Consider the following 15,068-nt stretch of genomic DNA (forward strand, 5'->3'; position numbering starts at 1 on the left):
GCCGGCAGGTCGTGTCAAGAGCGCAGATTTTTATCGGTGTCCGACGAACGGATCCGTATGCGACACCGCGTCTTCAACGAGGACGGCAAGGAGGAACTCGTCTTCGTCATGGGCTGGGGGAACCGCTGGACCCACGAGAACGTCAGCTGGCTCATCGGAAAGCTGACCGAGGCCGGCTACCGGGTCCACGCCTTCGAGCTCCCGACGAACATCGACGACTTCAAAGCCGACTGGCTCGAGCCGATCGCCGAGTACGTCCTCGACCTCGAGGAGTACCAGCTGCTCGGCCACAGCGCGGGCGCGCTCATCGGCCAGGCCCTGGATGGCGCGGACAACCACGTCTACCTGAGCCCGTTCTGGGGGTACGGCGAGCGCTACTCGGACCCGCTGCTCGAGGGCGCCTCGCGGATCGGGACGACGTTCCCCTGTCTCCCCGCGGGCGAGTTCGACCGGAACGCCCTCGGCGAGAAAGCGACCGACCACCAGCTCGCGACGATTCCGCGGTGGGTTTCGCCCGCGTTCGTCCGCGAGACGCGCCACGCCCAGGAGAACCTGCTGACGATCGATCACGACGCCGTCGTCTTCTGCTCGCTCACCGATCCCGTCATCAGCCTCCGTCCGATCGGTCACCGGGTGCCCGCCGAGCACGTCGTCCTGTACAACGGTGGCCACGAACTGTTCTCCTCGCCGGGACGGGAGCGCTACGTCGAACTCTTACTCGAGGCGCTCGAGGAGGGCGCTGCGGCGGTCGAGGCACGCGAGACGGTCCCCGCCTGAACGAGGCGAAAAGCCGAAACCGACATACGCGCTCGCTGGTAACTGCCGCCGATGGATTGCAACCGGTGTGAGGAGGAGGCGATCATGCACGCCGCCTATTCGGGGGCACACCTCTGCGAGCACCACTTCAGGGAATCGGTCGAGAAGCGGGTGCGCCGACGGGTTCGCCGGGACGACCTCGTTCCACACGACGTGACACCCGACGATCCGTTGACGTGGGTCGTCGGCCTCTCGGGCGGAAAGGACAGCGTCGTGCTCACGCGAATCCTCCACGAGACGTTCGCCGAGGATCCACGCATCGAACTCGTCGGGCTGACGATCCACGAAGGGATCGAGGGCTACCGCGACAAGAGCCTCGAGGCCTGCGTCGACCTCGCCGACGAACTCGACATTCGCCACGAGGTCGTCAGCTACGAGGAGGAGTTCGGAATTCGAATGGACGACGTCGTCGAGGACGACCCCGAGAACATGGCGGCCTGTGCCTACTGTGGAGTCTTCCGGCGGGATCTGCTCTCGACGTACGCCGAGGAACTCGAGGCCGACCTGCTGCTGACGGGCCACAATCTCGACGACGAGGCCCAGACCGCGCTGATGAACTTCCTCGAGGGTGACGTCGCCCAGATGGCCAAACACTTCGACGCGAGTCTGGGACCGCTCTCCGAGCGCGGCGAGCAGGAGGAGTTCGTCCCGCGAGCGAAGCCGCTGCGCGATGTTCCAGAAAAAGAGGTTGCGCTGTACGCCCACGTCGAGGACCTCCCCGCTCACATCACGGAGTGTCCCCACGCCAGCGAGGCCTACCGCGGCGAGATCCAGCAGCTCCTGTACGATCTCGAGGAGAACCACCCCGGAACCCGCCACTCGATTCTCTCGGGGTACGAGGAGCTGGCCGGCATCGTCGCGGACGACCGCGCAGGCGAGGCTGAGGACGACGGCGACGGTCCCGACCTCCGGGAGTGCGCCGAGTGTGGCTCGACGACGACGCGGGAGGTCTGTCGGAAGTGCGGACTGCTCGAGTCGCTGGCCTGAGGCCGTAAGACGCGACATCGTTCGCGCCACGAGTTACACCAGTCGAATCCCACCTCGAGCGGCGAACCGCTCGAATCCGGCGTCGTCACTCGAGGCGGTTGTTCTCCGAGAAGCGATACCCGGCGACCGGCTGGTGTGGTGTGGTGTGTCGGTTGCCGGCGCGGGGTCGCGTCGTATCGTGTCAATCGTGGCGGCGGCCGAGCCGTGGTGTGTCAGACGGCCGTCGCGTGGTGTGTCGATCGCAAACGCGACCGAACCGTGGTGTGTCGGTGTCGGTCCGGTCGCGCGTGGTCAGCGGGATCCGCTCGTGGTGTGTCAGGAGTGTGCCCGACTACCGGATAACGTCGACGCCGTTCTGGCGCTCGAGTTCGTTCCGGCCGCCGTCGCTCTTCGCACCGTGTTTGAGGTTGTTGCTCGCGTCGAAGTCGCCGTCGCCGGCGCCCTCGATGCTGGCACGGGAGCGGTCGGCCTGCTTCTGGGTCGACGGGCCGAGCACCTGGGCGCTCTGGACACCGGTCATGATCGCCATGACCCGCACCTTGCCCTTGTAGTTCTCCTGGATCCGGGCGCCCCAGATCACGTTCGCCGAGGCCTCGAGGCGCTCGGTGATGTTGTCGGCGATCCCCTCGGCCTCTTTTAGCGTGAGGTCGGGGCCGCCGGTGATGTGGACGAGTCCGCCAGAGGCGCCGCGGTAGTCGACGTCCAGTAGCGGGTGGTTCATCGCGTCCTTGACGACCTCGTCGGTCTTGTTCTTGTCCTGGGTCTCGCCGACCAACATCACGGCGACGCCGCCCTGATTCATGATCGTGGACATGTCCGCGTAGTCCAGGTTGATCAGCGACGGCTGAGTGATCGTCTCCGAGATCCCCTTGACGGTCTCGGCGATGATCTGGTCCATCACCGAGAACGCCTTGCCGATCGGGAGGTTCGGGACGTAGTCGAGCAGTCGGTTGTTGTCGAGCACGATGATCGAGTCGGCCTCGTTGCGAAGCTTCTCGAGGCCCTCCTCGGCTTTTACCGTGCGGGCGCGCTCGACGTTGAACGGCGTCGAGACCATCCCGACGACGATCGCACCCTGCTCCTTGGCGATCTTCGAGACGACGGGGGCGGCACCGGTACCGGTTCCGCCACCCATGCCCGCCGTGACGAACACGAGGTCCGCGTCGCCGAGCACTTCCTTGATCGTGCCCTGGGCCATCTCGGTCGCGCGTTCGCCCATCGACGGATCGCCGCCGGCGCCGAGCCCGTTGGTGAGCGACTTGCCCACCAGGATCTTCGTGTCGGCCTCGATCATCTTCAGGTGCTGTTTGTCCGTGTTTATAGCGACGGTCTCGGCGCCGTCGACGCCGATGTTGTACAGCCGGTTGATGGTGTTGTTGCCGGCGCCGCCACAGCCGACGATCACGATTCGGGGCTCCCCGAACTCGTCACCGTCCATCTCGGCCTCCATCTCGCGGGCCTCCTCCTCGGCGTTGTCGAGTGCGTCCTGGACGATATCCTGCATCGTTACACCTTGGCCCAGTTGCGTTTGCCGGTCTGTTCGGTCCGACCGTCGGACTGTTCGTTGACCATCTCGCGGACGGCCGAGCGGATCGCCTCGCTCCGATTCGGGAACTCGCCCGAATCGACTAACTGTTCGACCTCCTCGATCTGCTGTTTCGGGATTCGCAGTGTCACACGCTCCATTGTTGTATTCCCCGTTGGGGGTAAGACGGTGTGCGCCCCTGTCAGACGCACGGTGTCTTACACCCAATCCGCCCGACATCGGGCGGTTTCCGGCGTTCGCCGGCTGGTGTAAGACAACCGTCTTACGCGACTAAATGCGAGACTGTCGAAGACATTAAAACTTTCGTCCGACACGAGATTCTGTGTATTACACGAGCCCTTATGTGGAGTCAAGAACGTCGGCGGCCGGTGTCCGACGGCCACAGCCCGGACAGAACGACCAGTCCGAACGGAGTTCGTCCCCGCAGTCACAGAACAGCCGTCGGGCGGTTTTCTCGCCGCAGTTGGGACAGTAGACGTGATCGGGATCGACCACCTCACCACACTGTGCACAGTTGGATTTGGAGCCGCGGTCGGCGTCGGAATCGGTGTCCGACACCGCCGACACGCGGGCGTCGGTGGTGTTACGCGCGCCGTCCTCGAGCGAGATCGTCACGTTGACGTCCTGTCCACGCTCCGCCGGGCGCTGGGCCCGGAGCTCGGCGAGTCGCTCCGTGAGGAGGTCGTCGACGCGCTCGCGGACGAGGTCGTCGATCGCCGTCTCGCCCGTTCGATCGGGCGAGTCCGACGATCCCTCGAGGTGCGCTCGCAGGGCCTCGCGCATGACCTCGCTCTTGGAGGCCTCGAGTTCCTCGAGGCGGGCGACGAGGTCGTCGTCCGCGCGGAACGTGATCTTGCTCATCCTCTCGAGCGATCCTTGTCATCCCACCTATATCAATTATCTGGTCATCGCGGACGAATCCGTCCCGAATGATAACCCTTATGTCTCCCTCGGGGACTACGTTGAGATGCGCCCGCCCTTAGCTCAGACTGGTAGAGCAGTCGACTGTAGATCGACTTGCCCCCCGTTCAAATCGGGGAGGGCGGACTGGTTTTCCGCGAACCGTCGAACGGAGTGAGACCGTGAGTGGAAAACACGTCCAACCGAGCCGATTTTGAGCCTGGAAGTCACAGCCCGCGCAGCGAAGCGAGCAGGAGAATGTCTTCCTCCGTTCAAATCGGGGAGGGCGGACTGGTTTTCCGGTTGATTCGTAGCTGACTGTAGATCGACTTGTCCCCCGTCCTCGTGAGCGAAGCGAACGAAGGCTCGAAAGTTACAGCCGAGCGCGCAGCGAAGCGAGCATCCGGGACTGTCTCGGCGAGTTCAAATCGGAGGGCGGATCTGCTTCCAACCGATTTACAGTAGACAGTCCGTCGGCTGATTACACCACGTTCGAGCCGGCTGTCTGAGGATCTATTTCCTCGAAGTCGGACAAGGAATCCGGAGTTGAACTGGCAACCAGTCGGTGTCCGCGCTGTGGGGCCCCGCTGGTCACCCTCGTTCGGTCCGTTCGTCCGACACCACGTCCACCAGTGCGTCCCGATGAAACGCGAGGGCCGCTGCCCTCCCGACGGGGGGGTACCGCGGGTTAGTGACGACGCCAGCGGAGTCCACGGCACTCTCGGCGATGGCAGCGGCACGATGTGCCGGATGGACCGATGGGTAGGGTCTGACAGCTGTGTATCCGTCCTCGAACGCCTGCCGGAGTGGACCGGGATCGTCGACGTACCAGTCAGCCATGAGGTACTCGGATTTCGCCACGGAGAGCGCTGGCGGGGCCGCGAGTGGCGCTTCCCAGTCCAGCACGGCCGTGACCGACCCGTCGGCGACGAGCGCGTTGCCGGGACGAAAGTCCCAGGGGAACAGTCGCGCGGTGGGGGCCGCTTCGGCCGGTGAGTCCTTGAACAGCGCACGCAGGTCGTCACACACCGGATCGAACGCCTCCGGAAGCCGCTCGACAGCCCGGAGACCGTACTGCCGGAACCACGACGGCCAGTCGCCGTGGCCCGGCGTGAACACCCCGTCCGAGAGGACGAGCCGTCCGTAGCCGTCGAACTCGAACGCCTCGTGCAACCGACCGAGCGCTTTCCCGAACCAGGAGGCGAGTTCGTGTCGCGTCTCCGCGTCGACCGCCGTAAACCGTTCGTGAAGATCCGCCCCACCCACGAATGCCGTAAGTATGTACGCAACGCCGTCATGCGAGCCTGTCGCGAGTACCGGCGGAACGGGGACGAACGTGCGCTCCATGATCTCGCCCAGCAGTGCTGCCTCCGTCCGGAGCCACGTCGGCTCCTCGCAGACCTGTACCACGACGGGATCGCGCTCGGCAAAGCTGGCGATAGCAGTCCGCTTGCGGTTGCCGCGATGGATCAGTTCGATGTCGATCGCCGGTTCGTCGATGGTGGCGAGCGCGGCGTCGCCCGCGGCGCGGAGCGGTTCGACCTCGAACACGTTCCCCAGTTGCGTGTTAGGCATCGTCTCTCCTCAGAATGGACGGTACGTCGCTCAGCGATTCGAGAACGTACTCCGGATCGTACGCACCGACGGGTGTCTCGCCGCGCAGCCACGCGGCGGCGAGTCCGGCGTTCTGTGCCCCGGCAACGTCGTACTCCAGCGTGTTGCCGACGTAGAGTGTGCGGTCGGGTGTCACATCGAGCTCCGCGAGCGCGCGCTCGAACGGCAGGGTATGTGGTTTCGATCGCGGAAGCTCCGCGGCACAGACTACCGTATCGAACCGATCGCCGATACCGAGCGCGTCGAGTTTGGTTCGTTGGCTGTCCGTCGATCCGTTCGTGACGACGCCGACCGTCCCGATCGCGGCCGCGGCGTCGAGCGCTTCGACAGCACCGGGGAGCAACGCGACATCGCTGTCGTCGATGACCGAGACCAGTTCGCGGGCGAGCGCGAGCACGTCCGCGTCGGATCGGTCGTACCGGGCGGCGACCCGGGCGAACCCGGCTCCGTAGTAGCCAATCGGGTCGTCGTGGTCCGGCGGTCCGGAAAGCGCCGTCCAGAGGTCGCCGGGGTCGCCGAAGGGTTCCTCGCTGGCCCGCTGGAAAACCCGTTCGTACATTGCCTCGGTATCCTGCGTACGACGGCAGAGCGTCCCGTCGAGATCGAACAGGACGGCGTCGAAGTTCATCACGATCGGGAGTTAGTCCCGTCAGTCAAAAACCCCGCGTCGGGAGTAAGACGAGGATAGGTTCGTTACCTGCCGAAAATCGGGGGAGATGTGTTTTACAGATCCGATCGACGTAATTTGAACGGACGAGTCACAGCCCGGAAGCGCAGCGAAGCGACCATCCAGGACTGTCCCGGCGAGTTCAGATCTGAGAGGGCGAATTTTTACGACCAACTCGAGTGAGGACCGCAGCGATCCGATTACCGAACCGAATGGTTTGTGGAAAATCGTTATATATAGAGACGTCGAACTGTAGTCGGGGTAGGTGGTGGTGACGGTTTCCCGGCGGAGTGGAAACCGAGGCGGAGTCGAGCTGGACGGCCCCGCCCTCGCCGGCCGGCCGTTTTTGTCCGGGCTCGTCGTACGACCGCGCATGAGCGAAGACGGACCGAGTCGCGACCGCGCACAGGATCGGGCCGAACAGCGCAAATCCGAACGGGCCGACGAGGCCGAGTCGATCCTCGAGACGGTCGAGCGCAACCTGGGCTCGCTCGAGTACCCCGTCTCGAGCGAGGAGCTCGCGACCGAATACGGAAGCGAGCCGATCGACATGCCCAACGAGACGGAGTCGCTCGGCAGCGTCTTCGACCGGCTGGCCGGCGAGCAGTACGACTCGCCCGAGGAGGTTCGCGAGGCCGTCTACGGCGAACTCACCGGCGAGGCCGGCGACGCCCGCGAGGCCAACCCCGAACGCGACCTCGAGGGGCTCGACGAGGAGGGGCAGGGATCGGTTAGCGAGAGCGGCGGCGACGCCCTCTGAGCGTCCGATTCGGCCGCGGGCGCCGAGAGCAGAACGGATTTACGTCAGCGACGTTTGGACTCGAGTATGGATTACGAATCGAGTCTCGACCGTGCGATGGACGAGGTTCCGGATATCGGCGGCGACGAGAGTCGACTGGAGATTCCGGACCCCCACGCCCAGAAGGACGGTGCGTTTACGCGGTTTACGAACCTCGGCGATATCGCCGACGTCCTCTCGCGCGAGGACGAACACCTTCACCGGTTCGTCCAGCGCGAACTGGGGACCAGCGGCAAGTTCGAGAGCGGCCGCGGCCGGTACAACGGGACCTTCTCCGAGCAGGACTTCAGCGCGGCGGTCGACGCCTACGTCGACGAGTACGTGCTCTGTTCGGAGTGTGGCCTGCCCGACACCCGCCTCGTCCGGGAGAACCGCACCCCGATGCTTCGCTGTGACGCCTGCGGTGCGTTCCGCCCGGTGACCAAGCGCTCGACGAGCAGCCAGCAGCAACAACAGGCCGACGCCGTCGAGGAAGGCCAGACCTACACCGTCGAGATCACCGGCACGGGCCGGAAGGGCGACGGCGTCGCGGAGAAGGGCAACTACACGATCTTCGTCCCTGGCGCCGAAGAGGGCGACGTCGTCGACATCTACATCAAGAACATCTCCGGCAACCTGGCGTTCGCTCGGATCGACTGAGTCGTCACCGTCGCCTGAACGCTTTTGCCGTCGCTCCCACCTTGCTGTAGTATGCACGTTCCTCCGGCGGAGTTCGAGCGACGGCTGTCCGACGTCCGATCGCGACTCGAGGGGACCAGGGCCGACGCAGGCGTCTGGTTCGGCGCGACGAGCATCGAGTACCTGACCGGGTTCGACCACATCCAGACCGAGCGCCCGGTCGCGCTCGCGGTGACTGACGAACGGATCGCGATCACCGTCCCGCGACTCGAGGTCGAACGCGTCACAGAGAACCCGCGGATCGATCGGATCTCGCACTATCGGGACTACCCCGGCGGCCGCCCGATCGGGACCGTCGTCGGGATGCTCGAGGACCTCGACGTTACCAGGGTCGCCGCCGACACCGACGGCGCGCCGGGGACGATGGGGTACCAGGGACCCGCCCTGAGCGAGTTCCTCGAGGTCGACAGCCAGAGCTGGGTCCCTCGCCTGCGCTGGGAGAAATCGGACGCGGAGATCGACCTTATCCGGGAGTCCGCGAAGTGGGCGAACCTCGGCCACCGCTACCTCGCCGACTACACCGAGCCCGGCGCCCGCCCCGCGACGGTGAGCCAGCGCGCCTCCACCGACGCCTCGCGGGCGATGCTCGATACGCTCGGCGACCGCTACGTTCCCCGGACCCGCGGCTCTGGCCCCGTCAGCGCGGGCTACATCACGGGCGAGCAGAGCCGGCTTCCCCACGGTCACACGGCGAACCGACGATTGGAAGAGGGGGACGTCCTCGTGACCGGTGCGACGGCGAACGTCGACGGCTACCACTCCGAACTCGAGCGGACGATGTTCGTCGGCGAGCCGAGCGACGAGCAGGTTCACTACTTCGAACTCATGAAGGAGGCCCAGGAGGTCGCGATCGACGCGCTCGGTCCCGGCGTTCCGATCGCCGACGTCGACCGCGCCGTCGAGGCGTACTTCGAAGAGCAGGGGGTCGCCGACCTCGCCCAGCACCATGTCGGCCACAACATCGGCCTCGCGGGCCACGAACCACCGTATATCGACGAGGGGTGGGGCGACCACTGCGAGAGCGAGCACACGAGCTACGGCGACGAAGACGCCGTGATGCGGCCGGGTCACGTCTGGACAATCGAGCCCGGGCTCTACACCGACACGTACGGCTACCGCCACTCGGATACGATCGCGGTCACCGAGGAAGGAACCGAGTGGCTCACCTACTATCCGCGGGATCTCGAGTCCAACATCGTCGGCCTCGAGTAACTCCGGGTTCCGGGCCGACCTGGCCCGCCGACCGCGAGAGTAAAGTCAGCTTGTGCTCGTTACGCGAACGTGGCAGTCTCGTTCGACCTCTTCGGCACGCTCGTCGACGTCGACCAGCCCGCGACGCCAGCGGAGGCTGTCGCCGACGAACTCGACTCTCGCGGCGTCGACGTCCCCGAGGACTGGGCCGACGCCTACGCGAGCCCGCACGTCGACCCCCCCGAGAACGCGGAGGTACCGCTTCCGGCCCACGTCAGCCGCGCACTCGCGAGCCGCGGGGTCGAGTTCGAGAACAACGTCGTCAGACGCGCGGTCGTCGCGGCGTTCGACCCCGTAGTCGAGACCCGGGACGGAGCGCTCGACGCCGTCGCGGCCGCCCGCGCCCGCGGGCCCGTAGCGATCTGCTCGAACTGCAGCGTGCCCGAACTCGTCGCCCGGACGCTCATCCGTGCCGACCTCGATCGGGACGGGTTCGACGCTATCGTCACGAGCGTCGCCTGCGGCTGGCGCAAACCCGCTCCCGAAATCTTCGAACTGACGGCCGACGAGCTCGGCGTCGCGCCATCGGAACTGATCCACGTCGGCGACGACCCCCGAACCGACGGCGGGGTCGAGGACGTCGGCGGCACCGCGATCCTGCTCGAGGACGTCCCCCTCACTGACGTCCCCGAAACGCTGGCGAGCCTCGAGGAGGGTGCGGAGCCGTGACCGCGAGCACGAAGACGAATACGACCGCGAACAACGCACGACCAACCCAACCCGTATGACGCTGACGACGGCCGCACTGGTCGGGTTCGCCCTCGGGCTGGACCGCGTAGTCGGGGAGCCGCCAAACGCGGCCCACCCCGTCGCGTGGCTCGGCCGGCTCGTCGGCGCGCTCGATCGATCCTGGAGCGACGACGATGGCGTCCAGCGGCTGCTGGGCGTGCCGATCGCGCTCTTCGTCCCGCTGGTTCCCGCCGTCGCCGCGGGCGGGTTCGTCCTCGCCGCGGCGGCCGTCCACCCCGTTGCGGGCGCAGCCATCGCCGGACTCGTTCTCTACCTCACGACCAGCCTGCGAATGCTGCTCGAGCTCACGAGCGAGGTCGTCGCGGCGACCGCGGACGACCTCGAGACGGCCCGCGACCGAGTTCGCGGACTCGTCGGCCGCGACACCGAGGATCTTTCGCCCGCCGAACTCCGCAGCGCGGCCCTCGAGAGCGCCGCCGAGAACCTCGCGGACGGGCTGGTCGCGACCTTGCTTCCGTTCGCCGTTCTCGCTCCGTTTTCGCTGCCCGCCGCGGCCGCCGCAGCGGCCTGGGTCAAGGGCGTCAATACGCTAGACTCGATGCTCGGCTACCCCTCGAAACCCCTCGGGACGGCGAGCGCGCGCCTCGACGATCTCGTGATGTGGCTCCCCGCTAGGCTGAGCGCCGTCGCGATCGCCGTCGCCGCGGCCGATCCCGGGGCGCTCGCCCGCGCTCGAGCGTGGACTTGGACGCCGCCGTCGCCGAACTCAGGGTGGCCGATGGCGACGCTGGCCTGCGCGCTCCCGGTTCGGCTCCGCAAACCCGGCGTTTACGATCTGAATCCCGACGCCGCGCTCCCGACCCTCGAGGACGGCGAGCGGGCGGTCGCCCTGGTCCTCCGCGCGGCGCTGGTCGCCGCCGTCCTCGCGGTCGCGCTGGGGGCCGCGCTCGAGGCGCTCCTGTCGACCGCGGGGGTGGTCGCGTGAGGACGTGGCTCGGCGCCTGTCGGGGTGCCCTCGCCTTTCTCACGCGACTCCCCGTCAGCCACCGCGAGGACGACTGGGAGGCCTTCCGCGCACGGCCGGCGACGTTCCCGTTCGTCGGGCTCGTCGTCGGCGCGCTGGCCGCGGTTCCCCTGTTGGCCGCCGACGTCCTCGCGGCGCCGACAGTCGCGCTGGGGTACCTCCTCGCTGTCTACGCCGTCGTAGGGATCCACAACCTCGACGGGGTCGCGGACCTTGGCGACGCCCTCGTCGTTCACGGGGGTCTCGAGCGCCGACGGGAGGTGCTGAAGGATACGACTACCGGGGTCGGGGCGCTCCTGGCCGTCTCACTCACGGTTGCGGGGCTCGCACTCGGCGCTCTCGGCGTCGCCGAGCTGTCGGCAACCGACGCCGTCGGCGTCGCCATCGCCGCGGAGATCGGCGCCAGGCTCGGGCTGGCCACGATGGCCGGCTTCGGGACCGCGAGCCACGAGGGGATGGGCAGCCAGCTGACCGAGGCGGCGACCCCCGGGAAGCTCGTCCTCCCCGCAGTCCTCGTCCTCGGAGTCGCAGTGGTCCTCTGGCCCCACCCCGCAGCGGTCGCCGTCCCGGGAGCCCTCGTCGGGGCCGGGCTGCCCTGGCACTGGGCGCGGCGCAACCTCGGCGGCGTCAGCGGCGACGTCTTCGGCGCGGCCGCCGAGATCGGTCGCGTCGTCGGACTGCACGCGGGGGTGATCGCGTGGACGCTCTCCTGATGTGTGGCGGGAGGGGAACCCGCCTCGAGAGTCCCCACGAAAAACCGCTGTACCCGATCGCCGGGACGCCGATGGTCGATCGCGTGCTCTCGAGCCTCGAGACGAGCCGGATCGAGACGACCGTCGCGGTCGTCTCGCCGAACGCCCCCGAGACGGCCGAGCATCTCGAGCGAACCGACGCCGTCCGGACGATCGAAACCGAGGGCGAGGGGTACGTGACCGACCTGCTCTCGGCCCTCGAACACTCCGGGATCGAGCCGCCCGTGCTGTCGGTCGCGGCCGACCTCCCGCTGCTCGAGGACGCGGTCGTCGATCGCGTCCTCGCGATCCACGGCGAGCGCGAGGCCTCGCGGACCGTCTGCGTCCCCGCGGCGCTGAAGCGCCGTCTAGGGGTCGGTATCGACACCCGACTCGAGGACGCCCCCCATCTCGCGCCGACCGGGGTCAACGTCGTCGGCACGACGGAGGAATCAATGACACAGGTGAGCTACGACCCGTGGCTGGCGGTGAACGTGAACCGACTCGAAGACGCCCGCATCGCGGAGGACCGATGCGAGTAGTTCTGACCGCAGGGACGACCGAGACGGCGCTGATCGACGGCATCAGCGCCGCGGGCGCCGCGCCGGAGCTGATGGTCCACACGCCCGCGGCCGACGCCGAGATCCTCGCCCACGGCAAGCCGACCGCCGCGCCCGTCGTACCCGTGAGTCCGACGGGCTGTCCGACGCCCGCGGCGGTGACCCGCGCGGTTCGGGAGGCCGTCGGCTTCGAGTTGACGGTCGTCGACGCGGGTCTCGCGGAGCCGACCGCCGTGCCGACGGTCGATCTCGAGGCCGTGCCCGGAGCCGACGTCCGCGAGCCCGTCGCCGTTCCCGGGGCCGAACGGCTCTTCGAGCGCGCGCGGGAGTACGGCCGCGAGCGTTCGGACGAGGGGCTCCTGCTCGGCGAGACGATTCCGGGGGGAACGACGACCGCCCTCGGCGCGCTGACCGCCCTCGGCGAGCCCGCCGGAGTGTCCTCGTCGCTGCTCGAGAACCCCCTCGAGCGAAAGCGCCAGGTCGTCGAGCGCGGCCTCGAAGAGAGCGGGCTCGACCCGGGCGACTGCGAGGATGATCCACTACGAGCGATCCGGGCTGTCGGCGATCCCGTCCAAGCCGCCGTCGTCGGGATCGCAGCCGGAGCGCTCGAGGACGGGACTCGAGTGATCCTCGCCGGCGGAACTCAAATGGTCGCGGTTGCGGCCCTCCTCCGGCACGCCGGAATCGATTCCGCGCTCGAGGTCACGACGACCTCCTTCGTCGCCGACGAGCAGGGCGAGGCTCTCCCCGAAGCGTGTGCTCGCCTCGACTGCGAGCTGACCGTCACCGACCCCGGCTTCGACGGGCACGATCACGTCGCGATGGCTCGCTACTGCGCGGGCGAGGCGAAGGAGGGCGTCGCGATGGGCGGTGCGCTCTCGCTCGTCCCCGACGGCGAGATGGGTGCGGTGCGGGATCGGCTCGAGGAGGTCTGCCGTCGACTCGAGATCGACGACGAGCGCGACGGAGCGACCGATGAACGGGCCGAGCGCCCGGAGGGAACGCATGGATCCTGACTCGATCCGCACCGCCGAGCGGGTCCCCCACGGCGGCGAGCCCGACCGCGAAATCCTGGATTTCTCGGCGAACACGAACCCCGAGACGCCCGACGGGACGGAACGGATCTACCGGGACGCCCTCGAGCGAAGTCGCCGCTACCCCGACGACGTCTACCCAGATTACCGGGCGGCCGCGGCCGAGTTCGTCGGCTGCGATCCCGAGCACGTGATCCCGACGCCCGGCGGGCTGGCGGCGATCCGGCTGACGATGGAGTGCGTCCTTGAGCCCGGCGACAGCGCCGTAGTCCCCTACCCCAGCTTCGGCGAGTACGCCCGCGAGATTCGGCTGCAGGGTGCGACACCTGCGTTCGTCCACGCTGATGACCTGCTCGAGATCGGTACTGACGCGCTCTCGAACTACGCGCTCGCGGTCGTCTGCACGCCGAACAACCCGACCGGGAAGGCGATCGATCTCGACGCGCTCGAGGCCGTCGCGGCCCGCTGTGGCGAGGCCGAAACGACGCTGCTGGTCGACGAAGCTTTCCTCGGGTTTACCGACCTGCCCTCCGCGGCGGGGTTCGACCGCGAGAACGTCGTCGTCGCGCGCTCGCTGACCAAGCTGTTCGGGATCCCCGGGCTCCGGGCGGGCTTCGCAGTGGCGAGCGGGACGCTACGAGGGGACCTCGAGACGGCTCGGCGAACCTGGTCGCTCGGGACTCCGGCCGCGCGCGTCGGCGCCCACTGTTTGCGCCAGGACGGGTTTGTCCGCGAAACCCGCACCCAGGTCGCCCGCGAGCGCGATCGGATGCGAGAGGCACTTTCGACCCGTTTCGAGGTCACCCCCTCAGACGCACCGTACCTGCTCTGTGACGTCGGCGACCGAAGCGTGGTGGGGGTTCTCGAGCGCGCCCGCGAACGGGGCGTCGCGATCCGAGACGCGACGACGTTTCGGGGACTGGACTCCCACGTCCGGGTGGCGGTCAAGGACCGCGAGGCGAACGATCGACTCCTCGAGGCGCTGGGGTGTCCGCCGTGACCGACGGTCCCCACCTCGAGAGTCGCAGACGGGACGGCGTCTTACGGCTCGCGCGTTCGGGTTCGAAGTGGCTCTCGACGGGGTGGAACGGCGGGCGTCAGCGAGCCGACTGCGCGTACAACGTCTCGGTGCCCGAGGGGTGGGGTCGAACGGACCTCGAGGCGTACGCCGCCGAACGGCTCGAGCGGGCAGGCTTCGAGTGTCCGGGTCCCGTACTGTTTACGGGTGTCGACGTCGTGGACGCCCGGGGCGCACACTGCGGCCCGGTGACGGCGTACGCGACCGCGGGGGTCTCGAACCCGGCGGCGCTGCCGATGGAGCCGTCGGGGGGCTCGCTCGAATCCTCGACAGTCGGAGGTTCGGACGCCGACTCGCCCGCCGGAACCGTTAACGTCGTCGTGTACGCCGACCGCCGGCTCGCCGACGGCGCGCTGGCAAACCTCCTCGCGGTCGCTGCGGAGGCGAAGGCGGCGACGCTGCTCGCCGAGACGGGGTTTCCGGGGACGACGACCGACGCGATCATCGTCGGCCACGATCCAGACGGCCAGCCCGCGGCGTTTTCCGGGAGCGCGACGCCCGTCGGCGCGGCGACTCGAGCCTGCGTTCGCGACGCCGTTCGCGCCTCGCTGCATGCTCACTACAGACCCGACAGCGACGTAGAATGCCCCGACTCGCTCGAGGACGCGGCCTACGGCGTCTCGACCGACGTTCGGGCGCAGGTGCTCGAGCCCGGGCTCGAGGTGGCCGACGGCGAGCCCGAACGGTAGTCGA

General features: G+C 67.9%; 17 protein-coding genes and 1 tRNA gene. 13 read left to right on the forward strand and 5 right to left on the reverse strand.

What is annotated here, in order from left to right:
* Positions 1 to 57: 57 nt before the first annotated feature.
* Together QA600_RS16530 and QA600_RS16535 are read left to right on the forward strand one after the other, a co-directional pair.
* Positions 58 to 777, forward strand: a complete 720-nt coding sequence (locus QA600_RS16530; protein WP_278293047.1) for an alpha/beta hydrolase — start codon at positions 58 to 60, stop codon at positions 775 to 777.
* A 51-nt stretch (positions 778 to 828) separates the two neighbouring features.
* Positions 829 to 1,803: a TIGR00269 family protein gene (locus QA600_RS16535; RefSeq protein WP_278293048.1), complete on the forward strand. Its 975-nt coding sequence runs from the start codon at positions 829 to 831 to the stop codon at positions 1,801 to 1,803.
* 331 nt (positions 1,804 to 2,134) lie between these two features.
* On the opposite strand, the gene ftsZ is transcribed toward QA600_RS16535, so the two are convergent.
* From ftsZ to QA600_RS16550, 3 genes are all read right to left on the reverse strand, one after another.
* On the reverse strand, positions 2,135 to 3,307 hold the full coding sequence (gene ftsZ, locus QA600_RS16540) for a cell division protein FtsZ (RefSeq protein ID WP_278293049.1): 1,173 nt from the start codon (positions 3,305 to 3,307) through the stop codon (positions 2,135 to 2,137).
* A gap of 2 nt (positions 3,308 to 3,309) precedes the next feature.
* Entirely contained in the window at positions 3,310 to 3,489 is a 180-nt protein-coding gene (locus tag QA600_RS16545; protein WP_005556653.1) for a ribbon-helix-helix domain-containing protein, read from the reverse strand.
* A 199-nt stretch (positions 3,490 to 3,688) separates the two neighbouring features.
* Positions 3,689 to 4,210, reverse strand: a complete 522-nt coding sequence (locus QA600_RS16550) for a zinc ribbon domain-containing protein (protein WP_278293050.1) — start codon at positions 4,208 to 4,210, stop codon at positions 3,689 to 3,691.
* Positions 4,211 to 4,322: 112 nt separating this feature from the next.
* Between QA600_RS16550 and QA600_RS16555 the strand changes: the two genes are divergently transcribed.
* Positions 4,323 to 4,396: transfer RNA gene (locus QA600_RS16555), tRNA-Tyr, on the forward strand.
* Between the two features lie 444 nt (positions 4,397 to 4,840).
* Here QA600_RS16555 and QA600_RS16560 read toward each other — a convergent pair.
* On the reverse strand, positions 4,841 to 5,824 hold the full coding sequence (locus QA600_RS16560; RefSeq protein WP_278293051.1) for a phosphotransferase: 984 nt from the start codon (positions 5,822 to 5,824) through the stop codon (positions 4,841 to 4,843).
* The gene (locus QA600_RS16565) at positions 5,817 to 6,491 is read right to left on the reverse strand and encodes an HAD family hydrolase (protein WP_278293052.1); all 675 of its coding nucleotides are present in this window, start codon (positions 6,489 to 6,491) and stop codon (positions 5,817 to 5,819) included. Before QA600_RS16565 ends, QA600_RS16560 begins: the two co-directional genes overlap by 8 nt.
* 412 nt (positions 6,492 to 6,903) lie before the next feature.
* Here QA600_RS16565 and QA600_RS16570 point away from each other — a divergent pair, with 412 nt between their 5' ends.
* The 10 genes from QA600_RS16570 to QA600_RS16615 all read left to right on the forward strand — a co-directional run bounded on the left by QA600_RS16570 (position 6,904) and on the right by QA600_RS16615 (position 15,064).
* Positions 6,904 to 7,290, forward strand: coding sequence for a hypothetical protein (locus QA600_RS16570; RefSeq protein WP_278293053.1), 387 nt, complete (start codon positions 6,904 to 6,906; stop codon positions 7,288 to 7,290).
* A gap of 66 nt (positions 7,291 to 7,356) precedes the next feature.
* Complete coding sequence (locus QA600_RS16575) at positions 7,357 to 7,968, forward strand: translation initiation factor IF-2 subunit beta (protein ID WP_005556647.1); 612 nt, start codon at positions 7,357 to 7,359, stop codon at positions 7,966 to 7,968.
* Between the two features lie 51 nt (positions 7,969 to 8,019).
* Complete coding sequence (locus tag QA600_RS16580; RefSeq protein WP_278293054.1) at positions 8,020 to 9,219, forward strand: Xaa-Pro peptidase family protein; 1,200 nt, start codon at positions 8,020 to 8,022, stop codon at positions 9,217 to 9,219.
* 69 nt (positions 9,220 to 9,288) lie between these two features.
* Positions 9,289 to 9,927: an HAD family hydrolase gene (locus tag QA600_RS16585; RefSeq protein WP_278293055.1), complete on the forward strand. Its 639-nt coding sequence runs from the start codon at positions 9,289 to 9,291 to the stop codon at positions 9,925 to 9,927.
* A 55-nt stretch (positions 9,928 to 9,982) separates the two neighbouring features.
* Complete coding sequence (gene cbiB / locus QA600_RS16590) at positions 9,983 to 10,933, forward strand: adenosylcobinamide-phosphate synthase CbiB (protein ID WP_278293056.1); 951 nt, start codon at positions 9,983 to 9,985, stop codon at positions 10,931 to 10,933.
* Positions 10,930 to 11,685 (forward strand): adenosylcobinamide-GDP ribazoletransferase, encoded by a 756-nt coding sequence (gene cobS, locus QA600_RS16595; protein WP_278293057.1) that lies wholly within the window; start codon positions 10,930 to 10,932, stop codon positions 11,683 to 11,685. The genes cbiB and cobS overlap by 4 nt, the downstream gene beginning before the upstream one ends.
* Complete coding sequence (locus QA600_RS16600; RefSeq protein WP_278293164.1) at positions 11,685 to 12,245, forward strand: NTP transferase domain-containing protein; 561 nt, start codon at positions 11,685 to 11,687, stop codon at positions 12,243 to 12,245. Before cobS ends, QA600_RS16600 begins: the two co-directional genes overlap by 1 nt.
* The gene (gene cobT, locus QA600_RS16605) at positions 12,236 to 13,279 is read left to right on the forward strand and encodes a nicotinate mononucleotide-dependent phosphoribosyltransferase CobT (RefSeq protein WP_278293058.1); all 1,044 of its coding nucleotides are present in this window, start codon (positions 12,236 to 12,238) and stop codon (positions 13,277 to 13,279) included. The genes QA600_RS16600 and cobT overlap by 10 nt, the downstream gene beginning before the upstream one ends.
* Positions 13,269 to 14,297, forward strand: a complete 1,029-nt coding sequence (locus tag QA600_RS16610; RefSeq protein WP_278293059.1) for a threonine-phosphate decarboxylase — start codon at positions 13,269 to 13,271, stop codon at positions 14,295 to 14,297. The genes cobT and QA600_RS16610 overlap by 11 nt, the downstream gene beginning before the upstream one ends.
* Positions 14,285 to 15,064, forward strand: coding sequence for an adenosylcobinamide amidohydrolase (locus tag QA600_RS16615; RefSeq protein ID WP_278293060.1), 780 nt, complete (start codon positions 14,285 to 14,287; stop codon positions 15,062 to 15,064). Before QA600_RS16610 ends, QA600_RS16615 begins: the two co-directional genes overlap by 13 nt.
* The last annotated feature ends 4 nt before the right edge of the window (positions 15,065 to 15,068 follow it).

Origin of the sequence: Natronococcus sp. A-GB1, assembly GCF_029688845.1 — an archaeon.
Taxonomy (GTDB): domain Archaea; phylum Halobacteriota; class Halobacteria; order Halobacteriales; family Natrialbaceae; genus Natronococcus.

Excerpts from the sequence above, each read along its gene's own strand:
- QA600_RS16560 (WP_278293051.1), bottom strand. The coding sequence starts at position 5,824 with ATGCCTAACACGCAACTGGGGAACGTGTTCGAGGTCGAACCGCTCCGC.
- QA600_RS16545 (WP_005556653.1), bottom strand. The coding sequence starts at position 3,489 with ATGGAGCGTGTGACACTGCGAATCCCGAAACAGCAGATCGAGGAGGTC.
- QA600_RS16565 (WP_278293052.1), bottom strand. The coding sequence starts at position 6,491 with ATGAACTTCGACGCCGTCCTGTTCGATCTCGACGGGACGCTCTGCCGT.
- QA600_RS16580 (WP_278293054.1), top strand. The coding sequence starts at position 8,020 with ATGCACGTTCCTCCGGCGGAGTTCGAGCGACGGCTGTCCGACGTCCGA.
- QA600_RS16550 (WP_278293050.1), bottom strand. The coding sequence starts at position 4,210 with ATGAGCAAGATCACGTTCCGCGCGGACGACGACCTCGTCGCCCGCCTC.
- QA600_RS16570 (WP_278293053.1), top strand. The coding sequence starts at position 6,904 with ATGAGCGAAGACGGACCGAGTCGCGACCGCGCACAGGATCGGGCCGAA.
- QA600_RS16530 (WP_278293047.1), top strand. The coding sequence starts at position 58 with ATGCGACACCGCGTCTTCAACGAGGACGGCAAGGAGGAACTCGTCTTC.
- cbiB (WP_278293056.1), top strand. The coding sequence starts at position 9,983 with ATGACGCTGACGACGGCCGCACTGGTCGGGTTCGCCCTCGGGCTGGAC.
- cobT (WP_278293058.1), top strand. The coding sequence starts at position 12,236 with ATGCGAGTAGTTCTGACCGCAGGGACGACCGAGACGGCGCTGATCGAC.
- QA600_RS16600 (WP_278293164.1), top strand. The coding sequence starts at position 11,685 with ATGTGTGGCGGGAGGGGAACCCGCCTCGAGAGTCCCCACGAAAAACCG.
- QA600_RS16575 (WP_005556647.1), top strand. The coding sequence starts at position 7,357 with ATGGATTACGAATCGAGTCTCGACCGTGCGATGGACGAGGTTCCGGAT.
- QA600_RS16610 (WP_278293059.1), top strand. The coding sequence starts at position 13,269 with ATGGATCCTGACTCGATCCGCACCGCCGAGCGGGTCCCCCACGGCGGC.
- QA600_RS16535 (WP_278293048.1), top strand. The coding sequence starts at position 829 with ATGGATTGCAACCGGTGTGAGGAGGAGGCGATCATGCACGCCGCCTAT.
- ftsZ (WP_278293049.1), bottom strand. The coding sequence starts at position 3,307 with ATGCAGGATATCGTCCAGGACGCACTCGACAACGCCGAGGAGGAGGCC.